Genomic DNA, 22,310 nt, shown 5'->3' on the forward strand with positions numbered 1-22,310 from the left:
TCTACCGGGGTAGACTCGGCCGTATGAGCCTGAACATCAAGAACGAGGGCACCCACGCGCTGGTGCGCGAGCTGGCGGCGCTCACCGGCATGAGTCAGACGAGCGCGGTCGAAGACGCCGTGCGCCGGCGGCTGCACGAGCTGCAGGGTGAGACGGGTGGTGTGCGTGCTTCCCCCGACTACTCTCCGGAGGAGATCGAGCGTCGGCGCGTCGCGGTGGATCGTATCCTGGCCGACTTCCGGGCGCATACGACACCTGAACAGCGCGCGGCGCTGGCAACTGCAGACGACGATCTCTACGACGAACTCGGACTCCCGAAGTGATCGTCGACTCGTCGGCATTGGTCGCTCTGCTTCGCAGCGAGCCGCGGGCCGACACGATCAAGAGGCTGCTGCTTGCATACAGTTCGCTCATTTCGGCACCAACCCTGGTCGAGGTGCGCGCTGTCGTCGGTGGAAAGCTCGGTACCGATGGCGTGCGACGACTGGAAGTGCTGATTCGGCGTTTCGACGTCGGCGTCGTTCCGTTCTCCGAACAGCAGGCGGACATCGCATCGGCGGCCTACCGCGACTTCGGGCAAGGATCGGGTCATGCGGCCAAGCTGAACCTCGGAGACACCTTCAGTTACGCGCTCGCCTACATCCGCGACGAACCCCTGCTGTACGTCGGCGACGACTTCTCGCATACGGACATACGTTCTGCGCTCGACGAGCTCGGCGATGACTGAGGCGGATGCCGGGGGGCCGCGCGACGGCACCGCGACCTCGCCAGGGGGCGCGCTGGCTTCCAAGAACGACAGCGTCCAGTCGCTCGTCCGCGGCCTCGCCGTCATCCGCGCGTTCGACGTCGAGCACCCCGCGCTCACCCTGAGCGATGTGGCGCGGCGGGCCGGCATCACCCGCGCCGCGGCCGGCCGGTTTCTGCGCACGCTGGAGCAGCTCGGCTACGTCCGGGCCGACGGCCGCGACTTCTCGCTGACGCCCCGGGTGCTCGAGCTCGGTTTCAGCTACCTGTCGGCGCTGTCGATCCCCGAGGTCGTGCAGCCCCACCTCGAGCGGCTCTCGCGCGAGGTCGATGAGAGTGTGTCGGCGGCCGTGCTCGACGGTGGCGACATCGTCTACATCGCGCGGGTGCCCACGCGCCGCATCATGAGCGTGCGCATCACGATCGGCACGCGGTTCCCCGCGTTCGCGACCTCGATGGGCCGGGTGCTGCTCGCCGCTCTGCCGGAGCCCGACCTCGACGCCGCACTCGCGGCATCCGCCCACCCGAGCCTCACGGAACGCACGGTGACCGACGAGGCTGCGCTGCGTGCCGAGATCGGGCGGGTGCGCGACCAGGGCTGGGCGCTCGTCGACGGCGAGCTCGAGCCGGGGCTGCGCTCGGTTGCGGTGCCGGTGCGCGACCGGCGCGGGGCCGTCGTCGCCGCCGTCAACGTGTCGACGAGCGCCACCCGCGACACCGTCGAGCACCTCGAGGCGCAGCACCTGCCGCGGCTGCTGCGCACTGCCGAGGCCATCGACGCCGAGCTGCGCCTGGTCTAGAACACGATGGTGTGGTTGCCGTGGCGGATCACGCGGTCCTGCGCGTGCCACAGCACCGCGCGCGACAGCACCTGCCGTTCCACGTCGGCGCCGCGGCGGGTGAGCTCGCCGGCCGAGTCGGCGTGGGTGACGCGCACGGTGTCTTGCTCGATGATCGGTCCCTCGTCGAGGTCGCCGGTCACGTAGTGCGACGTGGCGCCGATCAGCTTCACGCCACGCTGCTTGGCCTTCTTGTAGGGCTCGGCACCGATGAACGCGGGCAGGAACGAGTGGTGGATGTTGATCACCGGCACACCCAGCTTCTCCAGGAAGTCCGCTGACAGGATCTGCATGTAGCGGGCGAGCACCACGAAGTCGACGTTGCCCACCAGCCGTTCGAGAAGCTGTGCCTCGGATTCGGCCTTGTCGGGCCCGGCCACCGACGGCACGTGGAAGAACGGCACGCCGAAGGTGCGCACGTCCTCGGCCGCGGTGGTGTGGTTCGAGATCACCATCGGGATCGTGACCGGCAGGTCGCCGCGGCGGTGCCGCCACAGCAGGTCGAGCAGGCAGTGGTCCTGCTGCGACGCCAGGATCGCCATGCGCTTCGGCACGGACTGGTCCGTCAGCGACCACTCCAGCTCGAATCCGTCGAGCGCTGCCGCGATCTCGGCCTCGATGCTCGGCCGATCGGCGGCGAACTGCGGCCGGTGGAACACGACGCGCTGGAAGTACGCGCCGCCCACGGGGTCATCGGTGTACTGGTCGAACGCGACGATGTTGCCGCCGATCCGCGTGATCATCGCCGACACCGCAGCCACGATTCCGGGGCGATCGCTGCCGTGGACGATGAGGCAGGCGTGGTCGGGCAGCAGGTTCGGGCCGTGGATGGTCATGGATCGATTCTGCCGTGCGCGGCGCATCGACCGCATCGGGCGGTCGCCGGGCGGCGTGCGTGCGTCGGGACGCTCAGTCCGTGCGCAGTTGGGCCACGTGCGCACCCGCCTCGACGCTGCGGCCGGCTTCGACGAACAGATCGCGCATCCACGCATGCTCGGGGTCGCGGCCGTGGATCGGGTGCCACCACAGCGCGTTGGTGAGCGGAGTCGGGGCGAACGGCAGGCGCACGGTGCGCACGCCGCCGGTCCGCACCGCCAGTGGCGCGATCGCCGCCTGGATGATCCCGACGCGCGACGTTCCGGCGATGAAGTGCGACATCGACAAGAAGCTCTCGACCACGACCTTCAGCCGCGGTTCGACGCCGAGTTGCTGCACCTGCCGAGCGGCAGAGGTGAACGCGGTGCGCGTCTGGTAGGTCATCACCCACGGCAGTTCGGCGAGCTGCTGCATCGTCAGAACATCGCCGACGGCGTCGTTGGTGTCGGCCACGATGGCGAGCCAGTCGTCGTGCCAAAGATCGACATACGGGTGATCGGCCAGCGACCCGTGCGGAATGAGCATGCCATCCACCGACCGCAACCGGGCGGTGGCATCATCGACGATCGTCGGGTTGTGCAGCATGAACCGGAACCGCACCCCCGGTGCCCGTTCGGCCGCGAGACGCGAGACGATGCTGCCGACGGTGACGAATCCGTAGTCGGATCCGTAGATCATGAACTCGCGGGTCGACTCTTCGGGCGACCAGGTCGCTTGGCTCTCGAACACCCGACGCGCGGCGTCGAGCGCCGCCGTCGCGTGCTCGCTGAGCCGCACCGCGAACGGCGTCAGTTCGTAGGTGTTGCCGCGGCGGGCGAGGATCTGGTCGCCGAAATGGGTGCGCAGCCGCGCGAGCGAGGCGCTCAGCGCCGGCTGGCTGAGGTGCAGTCGCTCGGCGGCTCGAGTGACGCTCTTCTCGGTGAGCAACGCGTCCAGCGACACGAGCAGGTTGAGGTCGAGGCGCGAGAGCAGGGCGTGGTCGGTCACAGCGGCGTGATCCTTCGTTCGGGTGCGTGACCCCAGTGTATCGAAGCTGCTGATGTGGAGGCGGGCGCTCATCTTGCGCGTCGATAGTGCGGCCGGACGCGGCGACTCGAGCGCGCCGCGCCGAGTGCGCGGAGCAGTCGAGGGAGGAGCGGGGGCTATCGACGGGACTGATGCCCCGGATAACCGAATCCGCCTTCTGTGATGCCGTGCGGTGGGTTGTCATTGAGGAGAACGAAGGAGTTCGCGTGGCGACGGAGTCAGTTCCCGCGCTTCGGCTGGAAAAGGTCGGAGTGGGGTTTCGCGGGGTCAGGGCGCTCGACGACGTGTCCTTCGATGTGCCTGCCGGCGGCGTCAGCGCCGTCATCGGCCCGAACGGCGCCGGTAAGACGACGCTGTTCAATTGCGTCAGCGGCATCTACCGCCATGAGGGCAGCATCCTGCTCGACGGTGAGCCGCTCGACCACATGCGCGCGTTCCGTCGCGCCGCGGCGGGCATCTCTCGCACCTTCCAGACGCCCGCGCTGCTCGACGACGTCGACGTGCTCACCAACGTCATGCTCGGCACCTACGTGCGCACCCGGGCGGGGCTGATGGCCAACCTCTGGCGCACGCCCCGCAGCAACCGCGAAGAGGCGCACGCGCGCGAGGTCGCTCGGGAGCTCATCGACCAGGTCGGTCTGAGTGCTCACGCAGCGACCCCCACCGGCGCTCTGGCGCACGGTGACCGGCGGCGGGTCGAGGTGGCCCGGGCGCTCGTGTCCACGCCGAAGCTCTTGCTGCTCGATGAGCCGGCAGCCGGACTCAGCGACGCCGACGCCACCGAGCTCATGGACCTCATCGTCGACCACGGGGCGCGCACGGGCACGACCTGCGTACTGGTCGAGCACGATGTGGCCCTGGTGATGCGCTATGCGTCGACGGTCGCGGTGCTCGACGCCGGCCGCCTGCTCGCCTGCGGTCCCGCCGAGCAGGTCCAGCACGACCCCGCCGTCATCGCCGCGTACCTCGGCACGGAAGCCGAGGTGGATGTCGCATGACGCTGCTCGGACTGCGGAATCTGACTGCCGCCTACGGCCGCGTCGAAGTGCTGCACGGAATCGACCTCGACATCGAGGAGGGCAGCATCGTCGCCCTGCTGGGGCCGAACGGCGCCGGCAAGACCTCGCTGCTGCGCGCCATCTGTCGCATGATCGGCGTCCGCGGCCAGGCGAGCTTCGACGGCGTCGAGCTGGCGAACAAGCGCACCGCGCAGATCGCCCGTCTCGGCATCGGGCACGTGCCTGAGGGCCGCGGCACCTTCACCGACTTCACCGTGGAAGAGAACCTGCGGCTCGGCAGCGCGGCACGCCCAGCGGGACGCCGCCAGGACTCGACCGCGGACCTGGAGCGCATCTACGACACGTTCCCCATTCTCAAGGAGTTCCGGGGCCGCCCCGCCGGCGCGCTGTCGGGCGGACAGGCGCAGATGCTCGCCGTCGCCCGCGCGCTGCTGGCGCGGCCGCGACTGCTGCTGGTCGACGAACCCTCGCTCGGGCTCGCACCGCTGACGACGAAGGAGCTGTTCGCGCAGTTCGTCTCGCTGCGCGAGCAGTGGGATCTCACCATTCTGCTGGCCGAACAGAACGCCCGGCTGTCGCTGCAAGTGGCCGATCGGGCCGTGCTGCTCAACCGTGGCCGGGTCGTCCATGACGGCCCCGCGCGCGACTTCCACTCGGCAGACGCGCTGCAGGCACACTACCTGGGCGGCGGGCCGCAGCCCGCCGGATCGACGGAGGAGGCACCGTGATCGAGTTCCTGCAGATCAGTCTGGACGGCCTGATGACCGGGCTGGTGTACGCCGCCCTCGCCCTCGCGATCAGCGTGGTGTTCCAGGGCACCGGCATGCTGAACCTCGCACAGGGCGAGATGGCGGTGCTCGCCACCTACATCGCCTACAGCGCCATGATCGCGGGGTGGCCGCTGTGGCTGTCCATCGTGTTCGCGATCGCGGCATCCGGCGTCATCGGTGCGGCGATCTACCTGCTCGTCGTGCGATGGGTCGATCGCCGCAATCAGACGGCACTGACCACACTTGGCGTCACCCTGCTGCTCGGCATCAACGCGATCGTCAGCATGATCTGGGGCACCGACCCCCGCAACTTCCCGAACCCCTTCGGCACTTGGGTGGTCGAGTTCGCCGGACTCCGCCTGACGAGCCAGCAGATCGGCGGCGCGGCCCTGGTGCTGGCAGCGATGGGCCTCATGGCGCTGCTGTTCACCCGCACCATGTTCGGCCTGCGCCTGCGCGCGGTCGCCCAGAACCAATCGTCGGCGGCGCTGCTGGGCTTGTCGGCCGGGCTGTGGCTGGCAGCGGGATGGGTCGTCGCCAGCGCGGTGGGCACCGTCGCCGGCGTCGTCGCGGCCCCGACGGTGGGACTCTCGCCGGCGATGCTGACGGTCGCGCTGCTCATGGCGCTGGCGGCCACCAACCTCGGCGGCATCAACAGCCGCATCGGCGTGGTGATCGGCGGTCTGCTGATCGGACTGCTCTCCGCGATCGGCGGCCGCTACGTTCCCGGCCTCGGGGGCGATCTGAACGTGCTGCTCGCGTTCGCCGTCGTGATCGGCGTGGTCATGTTCAAGCCGGCCGGGCTGTTCGGCCATGAGAGCACGGTGCGCGCATGAGCGGGGTCCTGCGCGTGTGGCTGCCCCGCGCCGTCGCCGCAGTCGCCATCGTCATCGGCGCGATCGTGCCGTTCCTGGTGAGCGACTACGATCTGTTCGCCGTCAGCCGCGTGTTCGCCGTCGCGCTCGGCGTCATCAGCCTCAACCTGCTGATGGGCTTCTCCGGCCAGATCAGCCTGGGGCAAGGCGCGGTCTTCGGCATCGGCGGCTACGCGGCGATGATGCTCATCCGCTACGCCGAGTGGAACGTCTGGCTGGCCGTCCTGGGCGCCGTCGCGATCTGCGCGGTGGTGGGCGCGATCATCGGCCTGCCGGGGGTGCGCCTGGGCGGGTTCAACCTGGGCCTGTTGACGATCGTCATCGCGGCCGTCTTCCCCATCGTCCTGTACCGCTTCTCGGACTTCACCGGCGGCCAGGCGGGTATCACTCTCTCCGGCGCCGGTATGGCGTCGCCGACGATGGCGCTCACCGATGCCCAGTGGATGTATCTCGTGCTGTTCGCGGTGCTGCTGCTGATCATCCTGGTGCTGCGCAACATGGTCTCGCGGCGTGTGGGCCGGGCGCTCGCGGCGATCCGCGCCAACCCGATCCTGGCCGCGTCGATGGGCGTGGAGGCCGACCGGCTGAAGTTCTCCGTCTTCGTGATCAGTTCGGCACTGGCCGGGCTCGGCGGGGCCTTCTACGCCTTCGTGCTGGGCCTGGTCGTGCCCGAGTCCTACCCGCTCATCTTCTCGATCACGCTGCTGGTCGCCTCGGTCGTGGGCGGAAACCGCTCGTGGTGGGGCGCGATCGCCGGCGCCGCGGTCATCGTGTACCTCCCGAGCTGGTTCAGCGCCGCCGTCCCCAGCGACACGTCCGCCTACCTCGCGCAGCTCGTCTTCGCGATCGTGTTGGGCGTGTGCATCATCCTGGCTCCCGCCGGCATCGGCGGCCTCGTCGCACGCGCCTTCGCCGCCATCGTCCCCGGCCGTGCCGGCCCACCCGCCACCGCATCCACCCCATCCACCACCCACAGCAACCGACAGGATATTCAATGAAGACTTCCCGACGTGCCGCGCTCGCCTCCCTGGCGTTGCTGAGCGCCGCCGCACTCACCCTCAGCGCCTGCACCGCGCGCAACGCCACGCCCGCAGACGGAGGTGAGAGCGAGGATGCCGCACCGATCGTCATCGGTGCCAGCTGGCCGCAGAGTGGTCCGCTGGGCGCGGTGGCACCGGGCCTGACCGGCCTCGAGACCTATATCGACATGACGAACGAAGCCGGCGGCATCGACGGTCACCCGATCGAGCTGGTCACCGCCGATGATGCCTACGACCCGGCCCGTCTGGTCGAGAACGAGCGCAAGTTCGTAGAGAAGGACGGCGCCGTCCTCGTGGTCAACTTCGGCGGCATCTCGATCGCCGGCCGCGATTACCTGAACCAGAACGGCGTGGCCGGCATCTCGATGGCCGGCAACAGCCCGCTCAGCGACATCGAAGGATTCCCGCTGCAGCGGGCGTTCTGGTCCGACGTCTCGTGGGAGGGTCACCTCCAGGCGAATTGGCTCAAGGCCGAGAAGCCGGATGCCGCGGTCGGCTACATCGGATTCAACAACGACCTGAGTGAGAGCCAGCTCGCCGGCCTGAAGGCGGGGGGCGTCGAACCCGTCGAGACCGCGCTGGTGGCCCCGGGAACGGCCGACCTCAGTGCACAGATCAGCCAGTTCCAGGCCGCCGCGGTGGACACCGTCATCATCAACATCGGGGCCCCGACGGTGGGCGCCGTGTTGGCGTACATTCATCAGATCGGGTGGGAGCCGACCATCATCCTCGGATCGACGACGTCGGACTTCACGACGGCGATCCACCAGGCCGGGGGCGACGCGGTCGAGGGGGCGTACGCGTTCAAGACGTTCATCGATCCGGCCGATCCGCGGTTCGCGGAAGACCCCGACTATCTGGCGTACGCGGCGGCGGTCACCGAAGCCGGCCATGAGGACGTGCTCGGCGACGCCATGACGATCCAGGGATATGGGCTCGGCGCAGCGATCGTGGCGGCCCTGGAGGGCGCGGACTCCTACGACAGCGAGGGCATCATCGCCGCGTGGGACTCGTTCTCCGAGCTCGAGAACCCGCTCCTGGTGCCCGGAATCGTCTACGACTCGGGGCCGCACGGGCGCATCGCCTTCCAGTTCGAGTTCAGCCGGTTCGACGGCACCAGCTGGCTGCCCGAAGGCGAGATCGTCGACGTGCGCGACGAGGGAATCGTCGAATAGTACGCACTGCGGCGTGACGTGACGACCAAGGAGGTGGGCCCGGAGCCCACCTCCTTGGGCATATCAATCAAACTGATTCGCAGGATAAACAGTTTCGTCTTCCCTGATACCGATGAGCCCCGCAGAGTAGACGTAGGCCCACAGCGGTGCCCGTCCCGAAAGGATCGAAGATGATCAAACTGCTCTCCCACCTCTCGTACGTGGCGGTCACCACGCCCGACGTCGAGGCCTCCGTCGCGTTCTACGAAGACCAGGTCGGCCTCACTGTCGTCGACCGCATCGACGGCGCCGTGTACCTCCGCTGCTGGGGCGACTACTACGCCTACTCGGTCGTGGTCCTCCCCGGCGACGAGCCGTCGCTGGCCACCATGGCGTGGCGCACGTCGAGCGCCGAGGCGCTCGAAGAGGCCGCCAAGCGCGTCGAAGCCGCCGGCATTCAGGGCGAATGGGTCGACCTGCACAAGATCGGCCGCGCGTACCGCTTCACCGGCCCGTTCGGGCACTCGATGACGCTGCACTGGGACGTCACCCGCCACCAGGCGGCCGGCACCACGGCATCCATCTACCCCGACCGCCCCGAGAAGCGCTCGAAGGTCGCCGGCGCTCCCCGCCAGCTCGACCACGTGACGGTCGCGGCGAGCGATGTCGACGCCTTCGTGCAGTGGTACGCCGACGTGCTGGGCTTCCGCTTCATGGCCCGCACCGTGCTCGACGAAGCGCCGATCTCGGTCTTCTCGGTGCTCACCACCAACGAGAAGTCGCACGATCTCGGCGTCGTGCTCGACGGCTCGACCCGCGCCGGACGCATCAACCACTATGCGTTCTGGGTCGACACCCGCGAAGAGCTGCTGATCGCGGCCGACACCCTCATGGAGAACGGGATCGACATCGAGTACGGCCCCAACATCCACGGCATCGGTGAGCAGACGTTCCTCTACTACCGGGAGCCGTCTGCGCTGCGCATCGAACTCAACACCGGCGGTTACCGCAACTATGTGCCGGACTGGGAGGCCAACACCTGGCGGCCGTCGCAGGGATCGAACAACTTCTACCGCAACGGCGCCATGCCGATGTCGATGACCGAGTCGTTCCCGTCCGCAGACGGCCCGAGCGCGACCGAAGAGGGTGTGCCCGACGAGATCAAGGACGCCCTGCTCAACCCGTACGCGAAGCACGGACAGGGCTGACAGACCCGGTGGGGGCGGCCCGCCGATCGGCCGCCTCCACCGCACCATCGCACCATCACCAGGCTCACCGCAGGAGACCCCCATGACGACGACGTCGCACCGCATGACCGCACCGTTCGCCCTTGCCCGCTATCGAGAGGGCGATGCGACGCGTGTGGCTCTGGTGGTGGGTGACCGCATCCGGCCGCTCAGCTCGGATGAGCTGGGGGTGGCGTCCCTCAACGACTTCCTCGCAGCGCCCGCATGGGATCGGATCGCTGCGCTCGCCGAGGCCGAGGCCGGCAGCGAATGGATGGCGTTGGCCGATGTGACGCTCACCGCCCCGGTCGAGCCGCGTCAGGTGCTGCAGACCGGCGCCAACTACCGGCAGCACGTGATCGAGCTGGTCGCCGCCGGCCTCACCAACACCACCGATCGCACCGTGGAAGAGGCGCGCGAGTTCGCGGCGAAGATGATGGACGACCGCGCCGCGAACGGCGAGCCCTACTTCTTCATCGGCCTGCCGGCGTGCGTCGTCGGCGACGACGTGCCGCTGGCCCTTCCCTCGTACAGCGACGTGCACGACTGGGAGCTCGAGCTCGCCGTCGTCATCGGCCGCGAAGCCTTCCAGGTCTCGCGCGAGGACGCGCTCGACCATGTCGCCGGCTACACGATCTGCAACGACATCACCACGCGCGATCTGGTCTTCCGCAAGGACATGAAAGAGATCGGCACCGACTGGTATCGCGCCAAGAACGCGCCGGGCTTCCTGCCGACCGGCCCGTTCCTGGTGCCGGCATCCTTCGTCGAGGCGTCCGACCTGAACGTGCGCCTCGAACTCAACGGCGACGTCATGCAGGACGCCTCCACCAGCGACCTGCTGTTCGACATTCCCGCGCTCATCTCTGGCGCCTCGCAGACGATGCCCCTGCTGCCGGGCGACCTGCTGCTGACCGGCAGCCCCGCAGGCAACGGCCAGCACTGGAGGCGGTTCCTCCGCGACGGCGATGTGATGACCGGATCGATCGAAGGCCTGGGCACTCAGGTCGTCCGCTGCATCACGGCAGGAGCCGGGGCGTGACTCCCGAACCGCAGGCGTTGCGTCTCGCTCCGCTCGCTCAACGACCGAAAGCGGTGATCGCATGACCATGCCCTCTGAGAACCCGGCCGACCTCGACCGCCAGAATCCCGAGGCCGAGATCGCCGCGCGCGCCGAGGCGTACCGCAACTGGGGCCGCTGGGGCGAGGACGACGTGCTCGGCACGCTGAACTACATCGACCCCGCACACCGAATCGCGGCCGCCGGTCTCGTGCGCGACGGCGTCGTCATCTCGCTGGCGCAGGCCTTCGACACGAACGGGCCGCAGAAGGGCTGGCGGCGCCGCACCAACCCGGTGCACACCATGACCGACACCGGCACCGACGCCGAGCGCGGCGCCCAGGGCTTTCCGCACGGCATCGGCGGCGCCGACGACGTCATCGCGATGCCGCTGCAGTGCTCGACCCAGTGGGACGGCCTCGGCCACATCTTCGACCACGGCAACGCCTGGAACGGCCGCCGCGCGGGCGACGTCGTCACCAGCGAAGGCGACCTGGTCACCGGCATCGAGCACGCGGCATCGGCCATCGTCTCGCGCGGCGTGCTGCTCGACGTCGGCCGCCACCTGAGCCCCGACACCGGCGAGCTCGCCGACGGCCACGCCATCACCGTCGCCGACCTCGAGGCCACGGCTGCAGCCCAGGGTGTCGCGGTCGGCCGCGGCGACATCGTGCTCGTCCGCACCGGACAGTATGCCCGCACCCGCCGCAACGGCTGGGGCGAGTACGCCGGTGGACCGGCCCCGGGCCTGTCGCTGACCACCGCGGGCTGGCTGCACCGCACCGAGATCGCTGCCATCGCCACCGACACGTGGGGCTTCGAAGTGCGCCCGAACGAGTTCGACGTGCCCGCGTTCCAGCCGCTGCACCAGGTCGTGATTCCGAACATGGGGCTCACGATCGGCGAGATGTGGAACCTCGACGAGCTCGCCGGCGCGTGCGCCGAGCGGAGTCGCTGGGAGTTCCTGCTGTCGGCGCCACCCCTTCCGATCACCGGCGCGGTCGGCTCGCCGATCAACCCCGTCGCCATCCTGTAACCGCACTCGCCCACCCGAAGCCAAGAACAGAGAGGTTCTGACATGACCGCCGTACGCAAGGTCGCCGTCGTCGGCGCCGGAGTCTCGGGACTCGCCGCCGCCATCCAGCTCGCCAAGGCCGGAGTCGAGGTGGACGTCTTCGAAGCCAAGCCCGAGCTCAGCGCCCTCGGCTCGGGCATCTCGCTGCAGGGCAACGCGCTGCGCGTGTTCGACGCGCTCGGCGCGTGGGACGACATCCGCGCGGCCGGGTACCCCTTCGAAGGCCTCAATCTGCGCGCCCCCGGGCCCGACGCGCCGATTGTCGCCGAACTGCCCGACGTCAAGACCGGCGGCCCCGACTACCCGGCCGCGATGGGCATGCCACGCGCCGATCTCGCCCGCATCCTGCTCGACCACGCCCAGCGCGCCGGCGCGGACGTCCGGTTCGGCGTTCGGGTCACCGGTCTCGACGCCCGCGCCGAGAACGCCGTCGAGGTCTTCGTCGACGATGCGAGCGCCGGCGCGTACGACCTGGTGATCGGCGCCGACGGCCTGCACTCCACCGTGCGCGACCTGATCGGCATCGACCAGAAGCCGCAGCCGACCGGCATGGGCATCTGGCGCACCTTCGTCTCGCGCCCGGCCGAAGTCGTGCGTAGCGAGCTGTACTACGGCGGCCCGGTGTACATCGCCGGCTACACCCCGACCGGCGACGACACCATGTACGCATTCCTCGTCGAGAAGGCGCAGGACCGGTTCGGCACCCCCGACGACGAGGCCACGCGCATCATGCTCGACGAGTCCCGCGCCTACGCCGGGCCGTGGAACGCCATTCGCGCCGACCTACAGAAGGGCGCGCACGCCAACTACACCTGGTTCACGCAGCACATCGTGACCGCGCCGTGGAACCGCGGCCGCGTCGTCATCATCGGCGACGCCGCGCACTCGTGCCCTCCCACGATCGCCCAGGGCGCAGCGCAGGGCCTCGAAGACGCGTTCGTCCTCACCGAGCTGCTGGTCTCGCGCGACGGGGTCGACCAGGCGCTGTGGGACGAGTTCCACGCGCGCCGGCTACCGCGCGCGACCGCCGTGGTCGAGGCCTCGGTTCAGCTCGGCCAGTGGCAGATCGACGGTGACCGTGACGCGGATGCCGGGGGACTCATCTTCGGCATCGCGCAGCAGATGGCAGAGCCGGCATGAACGAGGGTCTGACCGCGGTCGACGTCCACGCGCATCTGCTGCTGCCGCAGCTGCACGCCGAGGTGGAGCGGCGCGCGCCTGAAGAAGTGGCCGAGGCGGCCGACCTGGAACGCCGTCGCAACGGGGTCCCGAGCGTGCAGGCGTCGGGGCAGATGGTCGGGGCCCGCATTCCGAAGCTCACCGACGTGCACGCGCGCCTGGCCGCCATGGACGAGCAGGGCGTCGCGAAGCAGTGGGTCAGCGTCTCGCCGAATCACTTCTACCCCTGGGCGAACGAGGGCCTCGCGGGGTGGGTCGCGGGCGAGACCAACCGGCTGATCGCCGAGCACGTGGCCCTGGCGCCCGACCGGCTCATCGGGCTCGGCGTCGTACCGCTGCAGCACCCCTCCCACATCGTCGAGTACCTCGACGACGCTGTGCTCGGGCGGGGGCTCGCCGGCGTCGAGATCTCGTCGTTCGCCGGCGACGTCGAGCTGTCGGATCCGCGGCTCGAGCCGTTCTGGGCGCGGGCGGCCGAGCTCGGCTGCGTCGTGTTCCTGCATCCCTTCGGATGCAGCCTCGACGAGCGGCTCGACCGGTTCTACCTGTCGAACACCGTCGGGCAGCCTGCCGAGAACGCCGTCGCCCTGTCGCATCTCATCTTCGCGGGGGTGCTCGACCGGCATCCGGCTCTCAAGATCGTCGCCGCGCACGGCGGCGGCTACCTGCCCACCGCGATCGGCCGTTCCGACCACGCGTGGCGGGTGCGCCCCGAGGCGCACGACTGCGCGCACGAGCCGTCGAGCTATTTGAAGAAGATCTGGTTCGACACTGTCGTGCACGACGCCGGCGCGCTCCGGCATCTCATCGAGGTGGCCGGCCCGGCGCAGTTGGTGCTGGGTAGCGACTTCCCCTTCGACATGGGCCTCGACGACCCGGTCGCGTTCATCGCGGGCGCGGGGCTGGACGACGACGTGGCCGCCGGCATCCTCGCCGGCAATGCCGAAGCGCTGCTGCGGACGAAGGTGACGGCATGAGGATCGCGCGCTGGATCGACGCCACCGGCATCGGCGAGGGCTTCGTGATCGACGACCGCGTCGTCGCGTTCCCCGACTCGCTGACGGTGACCGAGGTGCTCGCCAGGGGACTGGATGCCGCGCACGACGCGTTCGCCCGCGTCCGCACCGCCGAGGGCACAGCGCTGGCGGGCGTCCGTCTGCTGGCGCCGTTGGTCCCGGCATCCATCCGCGACTTCGTCGCGTTCGAGGAGCACGTCGAGGGCGTCAGCGCCGGAGTGGAGGGCAAGAGCGAAGTCGCGCCCGAGTGGTATCAGGCGCCGACGTTCTACTTCACGAACCCGCACACCGTGCTGGGCCCGGGTGACCGGCTCGACCCGCCCGTGACCGCGCGGCTCGACTTCGAGCTCGAGGTCGCGGCGATCATCGGTGGTGCCGGCGGCAGCAATCTGACGGCCGAGGCCGCGACCGGCCACATCTTCGGGTACACGATCATGAACGACTGGTCGGCGCGCGACCTGCAGGGCCGCGAGATGAAGGTGCGACTGGGGCCCGCCAAGGGCAAGGACTTCGGCACGACGCTCGGCCCGTGGATCGTGACCGCCGACGAGCTCGAGCAGTTCGTCGACGCCGATGGATTCTTGGCCGTCCGCGCCGAGGTGCGCGTCAACGGCGAGCTGATCGGCGAAGACCTCGTCTCGAACATGGGCTGGCCGTTCGGAGAGCTGGTGGCCTACGCGTCGCGTAACTCACGGGTCGTCCCTGGAGATGTGCTCGGCTCGGGTACCGTCGGCAACGGCGGGTGTCTGGGTGAGCTGTGGGGGCGCAACGGGTCGCTGAACCCGCCGCCGCTACAGCCGGGCGACGAGGTGCGCATGACGGTCGAGGGCATCGGCGAACTCGTGGGTACCGTCGGTGCCGCCGTGCCGGCGCCCGAGCTGCCCGCCGCGCGCGAGCGCTCGAGGGCGCGGTACCGCTGAACTGCCGACGATCGTGGGGCGGCTCAGGTCGGCAGCGCCGGTGTCAGCGTCCGGCGATGCGGTCGGCCATGTACTTGACACCCGCCGACGACGTGAAGGCGCCATCGACGGGGATCTCGGCGCCCGAAACATAGGCAGCGGCATCCGAAACCAGGAAGGCGGCGACATGCGCGACCTCATCGGGCTGCCCGGTGCGCTCCAGCGGCGTGAGGTCGAGCTGGGCGTCGAGCATCGCGGCGGGCGCGCCCGCTGTCATGTCGGTGTCGATGAATCCCGGGTGGACGATGTTGACCCGGATGCCGCGGGGCCCGTACTCGGTCGCCGCGACGTGGGTGAGGCCTCGCAGCGCCCACTTCGAGGCCGTGTAGGCGGCGGTGTAGTGCGCGGTGAGTCCGGCCGCCGAGCCGATGTTGACGATCGACGATCCTTCGGCCATGAGCGGCGCGAGCGCTTGGATGCCGAGCATGGCGCCGGTGACGTTGACGGCCAGCACACGATCCCAGTCGGCACGTGCGGTCTGCCCGAGCCGCGCGCGGTGGGTGATGCCGGCGTTGTTGATGAGGCCCTTGAGAGGAATGTCGCCAAGCGTGGAAGCGAGGTGTTCGGCGAGGATCTCCCAGCCGGCTTCGGACGTGACATCCAGACGCCGGTACGCGACGGTCGTCCCTTGGAAGGCGGCCGGCGCCTCGATGGCGAGATCGGTGGCGATCACGCGGGCGCCGGATGCCGCGAGCAGCAGCGCCTCGGCCGCGCCCTGACCGCCGGCGGCGCCGGTGACGACCACGGTGCGTCCTTCGAGTCCCGGATACGTCATCGTCGACACTCCCTCTCGCTCCGGCATCCGACGTTACGCGCCGACGCTCGCCCCGGGAACCGTCGGCAGGTGATGACGCGCATCGAGAGTGGTGATGCGGCTGTGGTCATGGCCCGAGATCGTCTACAAAAAACTTCACGCGTGTCGAAAACCAGCGATCGCGGCGACCGGAGTCAGAAGTCCAATTGGTCAACCGGTGTTACGCTTGGTGGGACGCGCGGAGCGACAGCTGCCGTCATATGAGGAGATGTAGTGACCCGCATTGCGACACGGAGCCGCGCAGCGCGCCCCCGGACGATCGTCACAGCCGATCCCGAGCTTGACGATCTGAACTCGATGATCCGCTTCCTGCTCTACAGCAACGATGTCGAGATCGAGGGACTCGTCTACGCGAGCAGCCGGTACCACTGGCGCGGAGACGGCGAGGGCGCCGAGTACTTCCTGCCCGACCGCGAATACGACCGGCCGCAGACATCCTGGCGGTGGGCGCCGGGCGAACGATTCATCGACGACGCCGTCGACGCGTACGCCCAGGTGCACGAGAACCTCGTCGTGCACGACCCGCGCTATCCATCGCCCGACACACTTCGCTCAGTGGTACGGATGGGCAACGTCGACTTCGAGGGCGACACTTCGACGGAATCACCCGGTTCGCAGCTCATCACCGATGTCCTGCTCGATGACCGTCCGGGACCGGTGCACCTGCAGATGTGGGCAGGGCCGGCCACAGTCGCGCGTGCCCTGATGTCGATCGAAGAACGCTACGGCGAGACCGCGGAGTGGGAGCGGGTGCGCGCCGAGGTCTCGGCGAAGGCCATCATCACCAAGTTCGCCTCGCAGGACTCCACCTATGACGACTACATCCTTCCGGTGTGGCCGGACATCCGGGTGATTGAGACCGCGATGTCCGCCTGGGGGTACCTGACGCGCAAGACCATCGAACCCACCGACAGGCATCTGCTGGGCGCCGAGTGGATGCGCGCGAACGTGACCGGTGTCGGCCCGCTGGGTGCCCTTTACCGGGTCTGGGGCGATGGGCGCCAGATGGTGCCCGGCGATGTCGCCGACTATTTTCACCTCTCCGGACATTCCAGCGATGAGCTGCGCGCCATGGGGTATCGGGTGTGGGTCGAGCCGCAGCCTGCCGGCGAGTGGATCTCTGAGGGCGACACGACCAACATGCTGAACCTCATTGTGCCCGGGCTGCGCGGGCACGAGCACCCGACGTTCGGTGGCTGGGGTGGTCGGTCCCGGCGCACTGGCGTGGGCCCCGACACGTGGGAGCCGCTGGGCGGCTTCTTCGGTTCGGGTGACGGCGACGAGTCGTCGGTCACCGGCTGGTTCGCCCACGCGCAGGCGGACTTCGCGGCCCGACTGCGATGGTCGGTGACGCCGTCGTTCGGCGGTGTGAACCACCACCCGATGCTGCGCATCGAGCAGGGACTCGACCTGGCCGTCTCGGCAGGACAGCGCGTCGAGTTGACCGCGCAGGTGGACGACCCTGACGGCGACGCGGTCTCGTGCCAATGGTGGTGCGACGCCGAGGCCGGTGAGACCGCCGTTGTCGACGTGCAGGCGAATGCCACAGCGGTGGTGGTGCGGGTGCCGGCGGATGCCGCGCCCGGCGCCACCATCCACGTCATCGTGGCGGCCACCGACGACGCGCCCGAACCGCTCTCTGCGTGGCAGCGCGTCGTGCTCACCGTGCGCTGACCCACCCCCTCGCGGTATGCGGTCGCATCACCTTCGCGGCCGCGCGCGGGGGTCACGCCGACGCGAGGGTGGAGCCGCGCGCGGGCTGAGAGTGATCGATTGCGACCCAGCCGTCGGCTGGGATATGGGCGTGGATCGTCGCGCCGGCGACCTCGATCGTGAGGGCACGGTCTGCCGGGCCGAGGTTCGCCGCCAGCACCCGCGTGTGGCCGTCCGCATCGCGCACGCCAAGCGCCCACAGCAGTCCGTCCGGACTAGGCCCCCACTGCAGCTCACCGGGCGCGAGCGCAGCAAGGGCGTCGATTGCAGCGGCGACGGGGAAGGCGGCGCCCGACGACGAATGGATGCCGCGTGGCCCCCATTCCTCGAAGAAGGTGAGCGATGCCACGCCGGGCACCGCGAGGGCGGCGGCGCTCGCGATCGTCCAGGCCGCCAGTTCGGGGACACGCTGGCGCACATCGTCGATCCCGGTGTGCTCGGCCCCGTAGCCCTCGGCCAGATCGGCGCCGGTCGGCGCCGGCTCGGGGGCCGTCGCGACGTCGTTGAAGCGTGGCCGCAGGGTCACCGGGCCGATGTGGACCGGCGTCCCCCCGGCATCGGCGACCGTCTGCATCGCGATCAGGCGCTGCATCGCGACAGCCTCGACGAGCTGCTCGGTGCTCGTCGCGTGGAACAGCGGCGTGGTCGCGGTGACGATGCCGTCGAGATCCGAGGGCAGTCGCCATCGCTCGCGGTTGAGCTCGGTGAAGTGCGAGCGGGCGCCGCCGACCACCGGCGCCCTCACGTCAGCAGCCGCCAGCGCACGACGCAGCGACGCGACCGCCTCGACGTCGGAGACGTGGCGCGCGACGCCGGTCCGGTGGAACACTCCGACGCGGGCCAGATCGTGATCGCGCAGGGCCCGCGCGGCACGGACGGGAACCGTCGGGTCGGCCGGATCGAGAATGAACCGCACGTCCAGCGCCCGGCCTGTCGCCGTCGCCCGGTGTAGCGCCGCTGGCCACGACGGCGTCGCCAGATCGAGTTCGACCAGACGCACGTCGCCGACGCGGGGAATCGTCGCCGGCGCCGGGTCAGGGCCGGTCGCTGCGCCCAGTCCGAGTTGCGGGAACGGGCCGCCGCTCGTGAGCACGATCCGGTCGGGCTCGGCGCGGGCGTCGGGATCGCCCGCTGGGCTCACCTCGACCGTCACCGTCTGGCGGACGTGCTCGCCGGGAGTGATCGTGTAAGGGAAGGGTAGTGCGAGAGGACGGCTGTAGGTCTTGAAGGATGCGTCTGACCAGTTGCGCTGGTCCTCCATCTCGAACACGTCACCTGCGAAGTTGACGGAGATCATCATGCCGTCATCGGTCCAGGCGAGGGTGGCGATGTCGGACACCGGCTGGTGGGGGCTGATCGCTTCCGGGAAGCGGGTTCGCTTCTGGCGGCCGTCCGTGTGTCCAACGTGCAGGTCGACGCCTGCGGCCTGGTGCGGGTGCAGCACGACCAGTCCGGTGCGGTTCGTCGCGAAGCCGTCGGGCGCGGCGAGATCCATCGAGACCACGAGGCGGTCGCCATCGGCATCGACTCGCACGACACCGCGCAGATCGGCATCCTGCCCTTCGGTGTGCACGTGCAGTTCGAAGCCGTCGGGACCCTCTTCGATGGCGTCGACGACCAGGTCGGGTGTCGCCCAGCCGCTGTCGCGCACGACGGCGCGCACGCTGCGCAGCACGCGGCGCCCTTCGAATGCGATGTCGGCGATCTCGTCACCGCGCACCTCGATCGACCAGGCCCCGCGCTGCCACGGCCGTGCCGCCGTGTGCCATGCCATCAGAGCGCAGTCATGCCGCCGTCGACGGCGAAGAGTGAGCCTGTTGCGAACTCGGCGTCGTCGGAGGCGAGGAACACCATGATTCCCTCGACGTCGCGCGGAGCGCCGGCGCGGCCGAGCGGGATCCGGCCGATGATGGCCGCCCGAGACTCCGGGTCCGAGGTGATGGTGCTGACCAGGGTCGTCTCCGTGTATGCGGGGACTACTGTGTTGACGCGGATGCCCCGATCGGCATAGGCAGCCGCCGCTGTCCGTGCGAGCCCGTGGATGCCGGCCTTCGTTGTGCTGTACGCGGTGAAGTCTCTGCCTTCGCCGTTGATGCCGGTCGGGCTGCCGGTGAGGATGATCGACCCCCCGCCGGTCGCGAGCATCGAGCGCACCGCGTGCTTGACGGTGAGGAAGGTGCCGGTCAGGTTGATGTCGAGGGTGCGCTTCCAGACGTCGAGGTCGAGGTCAGCGGCGGGGGCGTCCTGGCCGAACAACTGCACCCCGGCATTGGCGACGACGACGTCGGGCGCCCATCGTTCGGCGGCGAGGCCGGCGAACGCGGACTCGACGGCCTGCTCGTCGGAGATGTCCATCACCGCGGCGCGCGCCGCCTCGCCGATCAGCGTGGCGGCCGCGGCCGCGGCATCCGCATCGCGATCGGCGATCACGACGCGCGCGCCCTCGGCGGCGAACCGCGTGGCCACGGCCAGCCCAATGCCCGATCCGGCGCCGGTGACCAGCGCGGTCTTACCTTCCAATCGCATCATGCTCTTGTCCTACCGTTCGATGTGGTCCAGGTGCAGCATGCGGGCGAGGTTGCGGTCGAGCTCGTCGTCGCGGAAGATCTTCTTCCAGTCTTCCTTGATGATGCTCTCGCGACCGTAGCCCATGGCGATGAGGCAGGCGTCGCTGAACGGGTTGTCGCCGCGCAGCCCGTTGGCCAGGGCGACCTGGGTGTGGCCGTAGAGAATGCTGCGGGCCGCGGCCTCGGGGACGCCCATGGTGTGGATGGCCTCGTCGAGTGCTTCGTTCAGCAGTGAGCCGATCATGCAGGCGACGGTCTCCACGAGGGTCGGTTCGAGTTGTGCGAGCTGTTTGATCGTGACCCAGTGCACGTCGATGACGGGGGCGTAGATGGCGCGGACGGTCTCTTCGACGATGTGCTTCTTGTCGTCGTCGTCGGACTCGATCGCCGCGATCGCGTCCTGTGGGGCGGCGATGCCGCCGAAGGTGTCTGCCCACTGTTCTTTCGTGGTGCGCTCCAGGAACACGGACGGGTGGCAGGGGTGGGCGACGGCCTGGATGACGTCTTCGCGGGTCGTGAGCAGTCCCGCATAGGCGGCGGCCGGGTCGAGGGTCAGCACGATCGCGCCGGACTTGAGCTGGGGGACGAGGTCGGCGGTGACCGGGCCCAGGGCCAGGTCGGGCACGGCGAGGACGACGATGTCGGCATCGGCGACCGCGGTTCCGGCATCCGTCAGTTCGCGACCGGCGTCGCGGGTGCGCTGCTGCCCGGCGGGGGAGGTCTCGACGTAGTGGACGATGTGGTCGGTCTTCACGAGGTTGTCGGACACGCGCATGCCCATCTTCCCGCCTGCTCCGATGACGGCGATGGTGTGGCTCATGGGGTGCTCCTCAGGTAGTCCAGGGTGGTGCGGGTCCATTCCCGCTCGGTGCGGATGGTGGTCTCGGCGTCGCCTTGCCAGGGCAGCCAGTGCTCGACGATCTCGTTGATGCCGCGCTCCCGCGGGCGGACGGTCTCGAGCAGGTGGGGGTAGTCATGAAGCCCCGCGCCCATCGGGGCGCCGGAGTAGGTGAAGCCGACCCAGCCGGGCTGGCGGTCGAACGCGAAGTCCTTCACGTGGATGTCGGCGACCAGCGCGGCGGTCTGCTCGACGCAGTCGCGGGGCTGCTCGAGTCGGGCGACGATGTTGGCCGCGTCGAGGCAGATGCCCAGCTGCGGGCTGCCGAACGATTCCACGAGCCGCACCAGGTCGGCCGTCGCAACCTGCTCGTAGGTCTCCAGCGCAAGTGTCACGCCGGCGGTTTCGTACTGTGGCAGGGCGGTGCGCAGCCAGCGCTCGGCCTCGGTCATCGTCGGCCGCGAGTCGGGGCTGTGCAGCATGCTGCGCACGAGCGAGGCGTCGAAGACGGTGGCGAGGTCGAGGAAGCGCTCGAGCCGCTCCGGGGCGATGCCTTTCGTCCCGAGCTCGATTGTCAGACCCAGGTTGAGGGCAGCGGACGCCGCGTCGCGCAGCTGTGCGGTATCCATGTGCTCGAGGGGGGCGTAGTCGCAGATCTGGAACAGGTCGACCCCGAGCGCTCGGGTCTCCTCGAACGCGCCGATCAGGGTCAGCGGCTCGGGGACACGGTCGGAGTGCTGCCAATAGAAGGCGTAGCTGCCGAGCCCGATCATGCTGCGCGTCTCCGGATGGCGAGCGTGACCGCTTCGTCGAGCACCGCGGCCAGCGCCGAGGGATCATGGGCGAAACGGCCGAGGAACAGTCCGTCGACGTCGTCGCCCAGACGGGTCAGCAGGCCGGGGCCGGCGGAGCCGCCGTATATGACCTGCGAGCCGTTCCGGGCGGGGTCGGCGGCGAGGGCGTCCCGCAGGCCGCGGGTGACGGTGGTGATGTGTTCGGGGGAGGCGGGTTCGGCGGCACCGATCGCCCAGACCGGTTCGTAGGCGACCACGATCGGGCCGGCCGAGGCGCCGGCCAGGTCGGCGGTCAGCTGCGCGACGGTCGCGGCGGCTGCCGCCGCGGCATCCGTGCTCGCGGTCTCGCCGACACACACCACGGGAGTGATGTGGTGACGGAGGGATGCCGCGACCTTGGCGGTCACGTCCTGATCGGTCACGCCGAACAGCCGGCGTCGCTCGGCGTGGCCGACTTCGGCGTAGCGGACGTCGGACTCGGCGAGCTCGGCCGCCGTGATCTCGCCGGTGTAGGGGCCGGGCTCGAACGCCGAGACGTCCTGGGCGCCGATGGCGATGCCGGTGCCGCGCAGGCCGTCGTGCGCGTCGCCGAGCTGCAGGTAGGTCGGGAGGACGAAGACGTCGACCAGCGCATCGCGCAGGGCCGAATGGTCGCGCAGCTGCGCGGCGACTTCGCCGAACCACGTAGCGGCCTGCCGGCGCCCGAAGTACGCCTTCAGGCTCACG

At 69.6% G+C, this 22,310-nt stretch carries 23 protein-coding genes; 15 read left to right on the top strand and 8 right to left on the bottom strand.

The window, feature by feature from the left end; all coding sequences use genetic code 11:
• Nucleotides 1–23 precede the first annotated feature (23 nt).
• From BKA10_RS14020 to BKA10_RS14030, 3 genes are read left to right on the top strand one after another with little or no spacing between them, the layout of a single operon-like run.
• Nucleotides 24–323: a type II toxin-antitoxin system VapB family antitoxin gene (locus BKA10_RS14020; RefSeq protein WP_183500532.1), complete on the top strand. Its 300-nt coding sequence runs from the start codon at nucleotides 24–26 to the stop codon at nucleotides 321–323.
• Complete coding sequence (locus BKA10_RS14025) at nucleotides 320–727, top strand: PIN domain-containing protein (RefSeq protein ID WP_183500533.1); 408 nt, start codon at nucleotides 320–322, stop codon at nucleotides 725–727. The genes BKA10_RS14020 and BKA10_RS14025 overlap by 4 nt, the downstream gene beginning before the upstream one ends.
• Nucleotides 720–1,544, top strand: coding sequence for an IclR family transcriptional regulator domain-containing protein (locus BKA10_RS14030; RefSeq protein ID WP_183500534.1), 825 nt, complete (start codon nucleotides 720–722; stop codon nucleotides 1,542–1,544). The genes BKA10_RS14025 and BKA10_RS14030 overlap by 8 nt, the downstream gene beginning before the upstream one ends.
• Here the strand turns inward: BKA10_RS14030 and purU are convergent.
• Together purU and BKA10_RS14040 are read right to left on the bottom strand one after the other, a co-directional pair.
• Nucleotides 1,541–2,419 carry a formyltetrahydrofolate deformylase gene (gene purU / locus BKA10_RS14035; RefSeq protein WP_183500535.1) on the bottom strand — a complete coding sequence of 293 codons (879 nt, stop codon included), beginning with the start codon at nucleotides 2,417–2,419 and terminating at the stop codon, nucleotides 1,541–1,543. The genes BKA10_RS14030 and purU overlap by 4 nt on opposite strands.
• A gap of 73 nt (nucleotides 2,420–2,492) precedes the next feature.
• A complete protein-coding gene (locus BKA10_RS14040) occupies nucleotides 2,493–3,446 on the bottom strand; it encodes a LysR family transcriptional regulator (protein WP_183500536.1) in 954 nt (317 codons plus the stop codon).
• A gap of 245 nt (nucleotides 3,447–3,691) precedes the next feature.
• Between BKA10_RS14040 and BKA10_RS14045 the strand changes: the two genes are divergently transcribed.
• The 11 genes from BKA10_RS14045 (at nucleotide 3,692) to BKA10_RS14095 (ending at nucleotide 14,819) form a co-directional block, all read left to right on the top strand.
• On the top strand, nucleotides 3,692–4,483 hold the full coding sequence (locus BKA10_RS14045) for an ATP-binding cassette domain-containing protein (protein WP_206686871.1): 792 nt from the start codon (nucleotides 3,692–3,694) through the stop codon (nucleotides 4,481–4,483).
• Complete coding sequence (locus tag BKA10_RS14050) at nucleotides 4,480–5,232, top strand: ABC transporter ATP-binding protein (protein ID WP_183500538.1); 753 nt, start codon at nucleotides 4,480–4,482, stop codon at nucleotides 5,230–5,232. Before BKA10_RS14045 ends, BKA10_RS14050 begins: the two co-directional genes overlap by 4 nt.
• Entirely contained in the window at nucleotides 5,229–6,110 is an 882-nt protein-coding gene (locus tag BKA10_RS14055; RefSeq protein ID WP_183500539.1) for an ABC transporter permease subunit, read from the top strand. Before BKA10_RS14050 ends, BKA10_RS14055 begins: the two co-directional genes overlap by 4 nt.
• Nucleotides 6,107–7,147 (top strand): branched-chain amino acid ABC transporter permease, encoded by a 1,041-nt coding sequence (locus BKA10_RS14060; RefSeq protein WP_183500540.1) that lies wholly within the window; start codon nucleotides 6,107–6,109, stop codon nucleotides 7,145–7,147. The genes BKA10_RS14055 and BKA10_RS14060 overlap by 4 nt, the downstream gene beginning before the upstream one ends.
• Entirely contained in the window at nucleotides 7,144–8,364 is a 1,221-nt protein-coding gene (locus tag BKA10_RS14065; protein WP_183500541.1) for an ABC transporter substrate-binding protein, read from the top strand. The genes BKA10_RS14060 and BKA10_RS14065 overlap by 4 nt, the downstream gene beginning before the upstream one ends.
• A gap of 170 nt (nucleotides 8,365–8,534) precedes the next feature.
• Nucleotides 8,535–9,551: a VOC family protein gene (locus BKA10_RS14070; protein WP_183500542.1), complete on the top strand. Its 1,017-nt coding sequence runs from the start codon at nucleotides 8,535–8,537 to the stop codon at nucleotides 9,549–9,551.
• A gap of 82 nt (nucleotides 9,552–9,633) precedes the next feature.
• Nucleotides 9,634–10,611, top strand: a complete 978-nt coding sequence (locus BKA10_RS14075) for a fumarylacetoacetate hydrolase family protein (RefSeq protein WP_183500543.1) — start codon at nucleotides 9,634–9,636, stop codon at nucleotides 10,609–10,611.
• Between the two features lie 61 nt (nucleotides 10,612–10,672).
• Nucleotides 10,673–11,665, top strand: coding sequence for a cyclase family protein (locus tag BKA10_RS14080; protein WP_183500544.1), 993 nt, complete (start codon nucleotides 10,673–10,675; stop codon nucleotides 11,663–11,665).
• A gap of 42 nt (nucleotides 11,666–11,707) precedes the next feature.
• Entirely contained in the window at nucleotides 11,708–12,844 is a 1,137-nt protein-coding gene (locus BKA10_RS14085) for an FAD-dependent oxidoreductase (RefSeq protein ID WP_183500545.1), read from the top strand.
• The gene (locus tag BKA10_RS14090) at nucleotides 12,841–13,860 is read left to right on the top strand and encodes an amidohydrolase family protein (protein ID WP_183500546.1); all 1,020 of its coding nucleotides are present in this window, start codon (nucleotides 12,841–12,843) and stop codon (nucleotides 13,858–13,860) included. Before BKA10_RS14085 ends, BKA10_RS14090 begins: the two co-directional genes overlap by 4 nt.
• Nucleotides 13,857–14,819, top strand: a complete 963-nt coding sequence (locus tag BKA10_RS14095; protein WP_183500547.1) for a fumarylacetoacetate hydrolase family protein — start codon at nucleotides 13,857–13,859, stop codon at nucleotides 14,817–14,819. The genes BKA10_RS14090 and BKA10_RS14095 overlap by 4 nt, the downstream gene beginning before the upstream one ends.
• Nucleotides 14,820–14,862: 43 nt before the next feature.
• Here BKA10_RS14095 and BKA10_RS14100 read toward each other — a convergent pair whose 3' ends face one another.
• Nucleotides 14,863–15,633: an SDR family NAD(P)-dependent oxidoreductase gene (locus BKA10_RS14100; RefSeq protein WP_183500548.1), complete on the bottom strand. Its 771-nt coding sequence runs from the start codon at nucleotides 15,631–15,633 to the stop codon at nucleotides 14,863–14,865.
• A gap of 252 nt (nucleotides 15,634–15,885) precedes the next feature.
• Here BKA10_RS14100 and BKA10_RS14105 point away from each other — a divergent pair, with 252 nt between their 5' ends.
• Complete coding sequence (locus tag BKA10_RS14105) at nucleotides 15,886–17,346, top strand: nucleoside hydrolase-like domain-containing protein (RefSeq protein WP_248199371.1); 1,461 nt, start codon at nucleotides 15,886–15,888, stop codon at nucleotides 17,344–17,346.
• Nucleotides 17,347–17,398: 52 nt separating this feature from the next.
• On the opposite strand, the gene BKA10_RS14110 is transcribed toward BKA10_RS14105, so the two are convergent.
• Genes BKA10_RS14110 through BKA10_RS14130 form a run of 5 tightly spaced genes read right to left on the bottom strand, consistent with a single transcriptional unit; the run spans nucleotide 17,399 to nucleotide 22,309 of the window.
• Nucleotides 17,399–19,159, bottom strand: coding sequence for a D-apionate lactonase family protein (locus tag BKA10_RS14110; RefSeq protein ID WP_183500549.1), 1,761 nt, complete (start codon nucleotides 19,157–19,159; stop codon nucleotides 17,399–17,401).
• A complete protein-coding gene (locus tag BKA10_RS14115) occupies nucleotides 19,159–19,914 on the bottom strand; it encodes an SDR family NAD(P)-dependent oxidoreductase (RefSeq protein ID WP_183500550.1) in 756 nt (251 codons plus the stop codon). Before BKA10_RS14115 ends, BKA10_RS14110 begins: the two co-directional genes overlap by 1 nt.
• Nucleotides 19,915–19,923: 9 nt before the next feature.
• Nucleotides 19,924–20,772, bottom strand: coding sequence for a phosphogluconate dehydrogenase C-terminal domain-containing protein (locus BKA10_RS14120; RefSeq protein WP_183500551.1), 849 nt, complete (start codon nucleotides 20,770–20,772; stop codon nucleotides 19,924–19,926).
• Complete coding sequence (locus BKA10_RS14125) at nucleotides 20,769–21,563, bottom strand: sugar phosphate isomerase/epimerase family protein (RefSeq protein ID WP_183500552.1); 795 nt, start codon at nucleotides 21,561–21,563, stop codon at nucleotides 20,769–20,771. Before BKA10_RS14125 ends, BKA10_RS14120 begins: the two co-directional genes overlap by 4 nt.
• Nucleotides 21,560–22,309 (bottom strand): triose-phosphate isomerase, encoded by a 750-nt coding sequence (locus BKA10_RS14130; protein WP_248199376.1) that lies wholly within the window; start codon nucleotides 22,307–22,309, stop codon nucleotides 21,560–21,562. Before BKA10_RS14130 ends, BKA10_RS14125 begins: the two co-directional genes overlap by 4 nt.
• Nucleotide 22,310 lies beyond the last annotated feature (1 nt).

It is taken from the genome of Microbacterium invictum (assembly GCF_014197265.1).
Taxonomy (GTDB): Bacteria; Actinomycetota; Actinomycetes; order Actinomycetales; family Microbacteriaceae; genus Microbacterium; species Microbacterium invictum.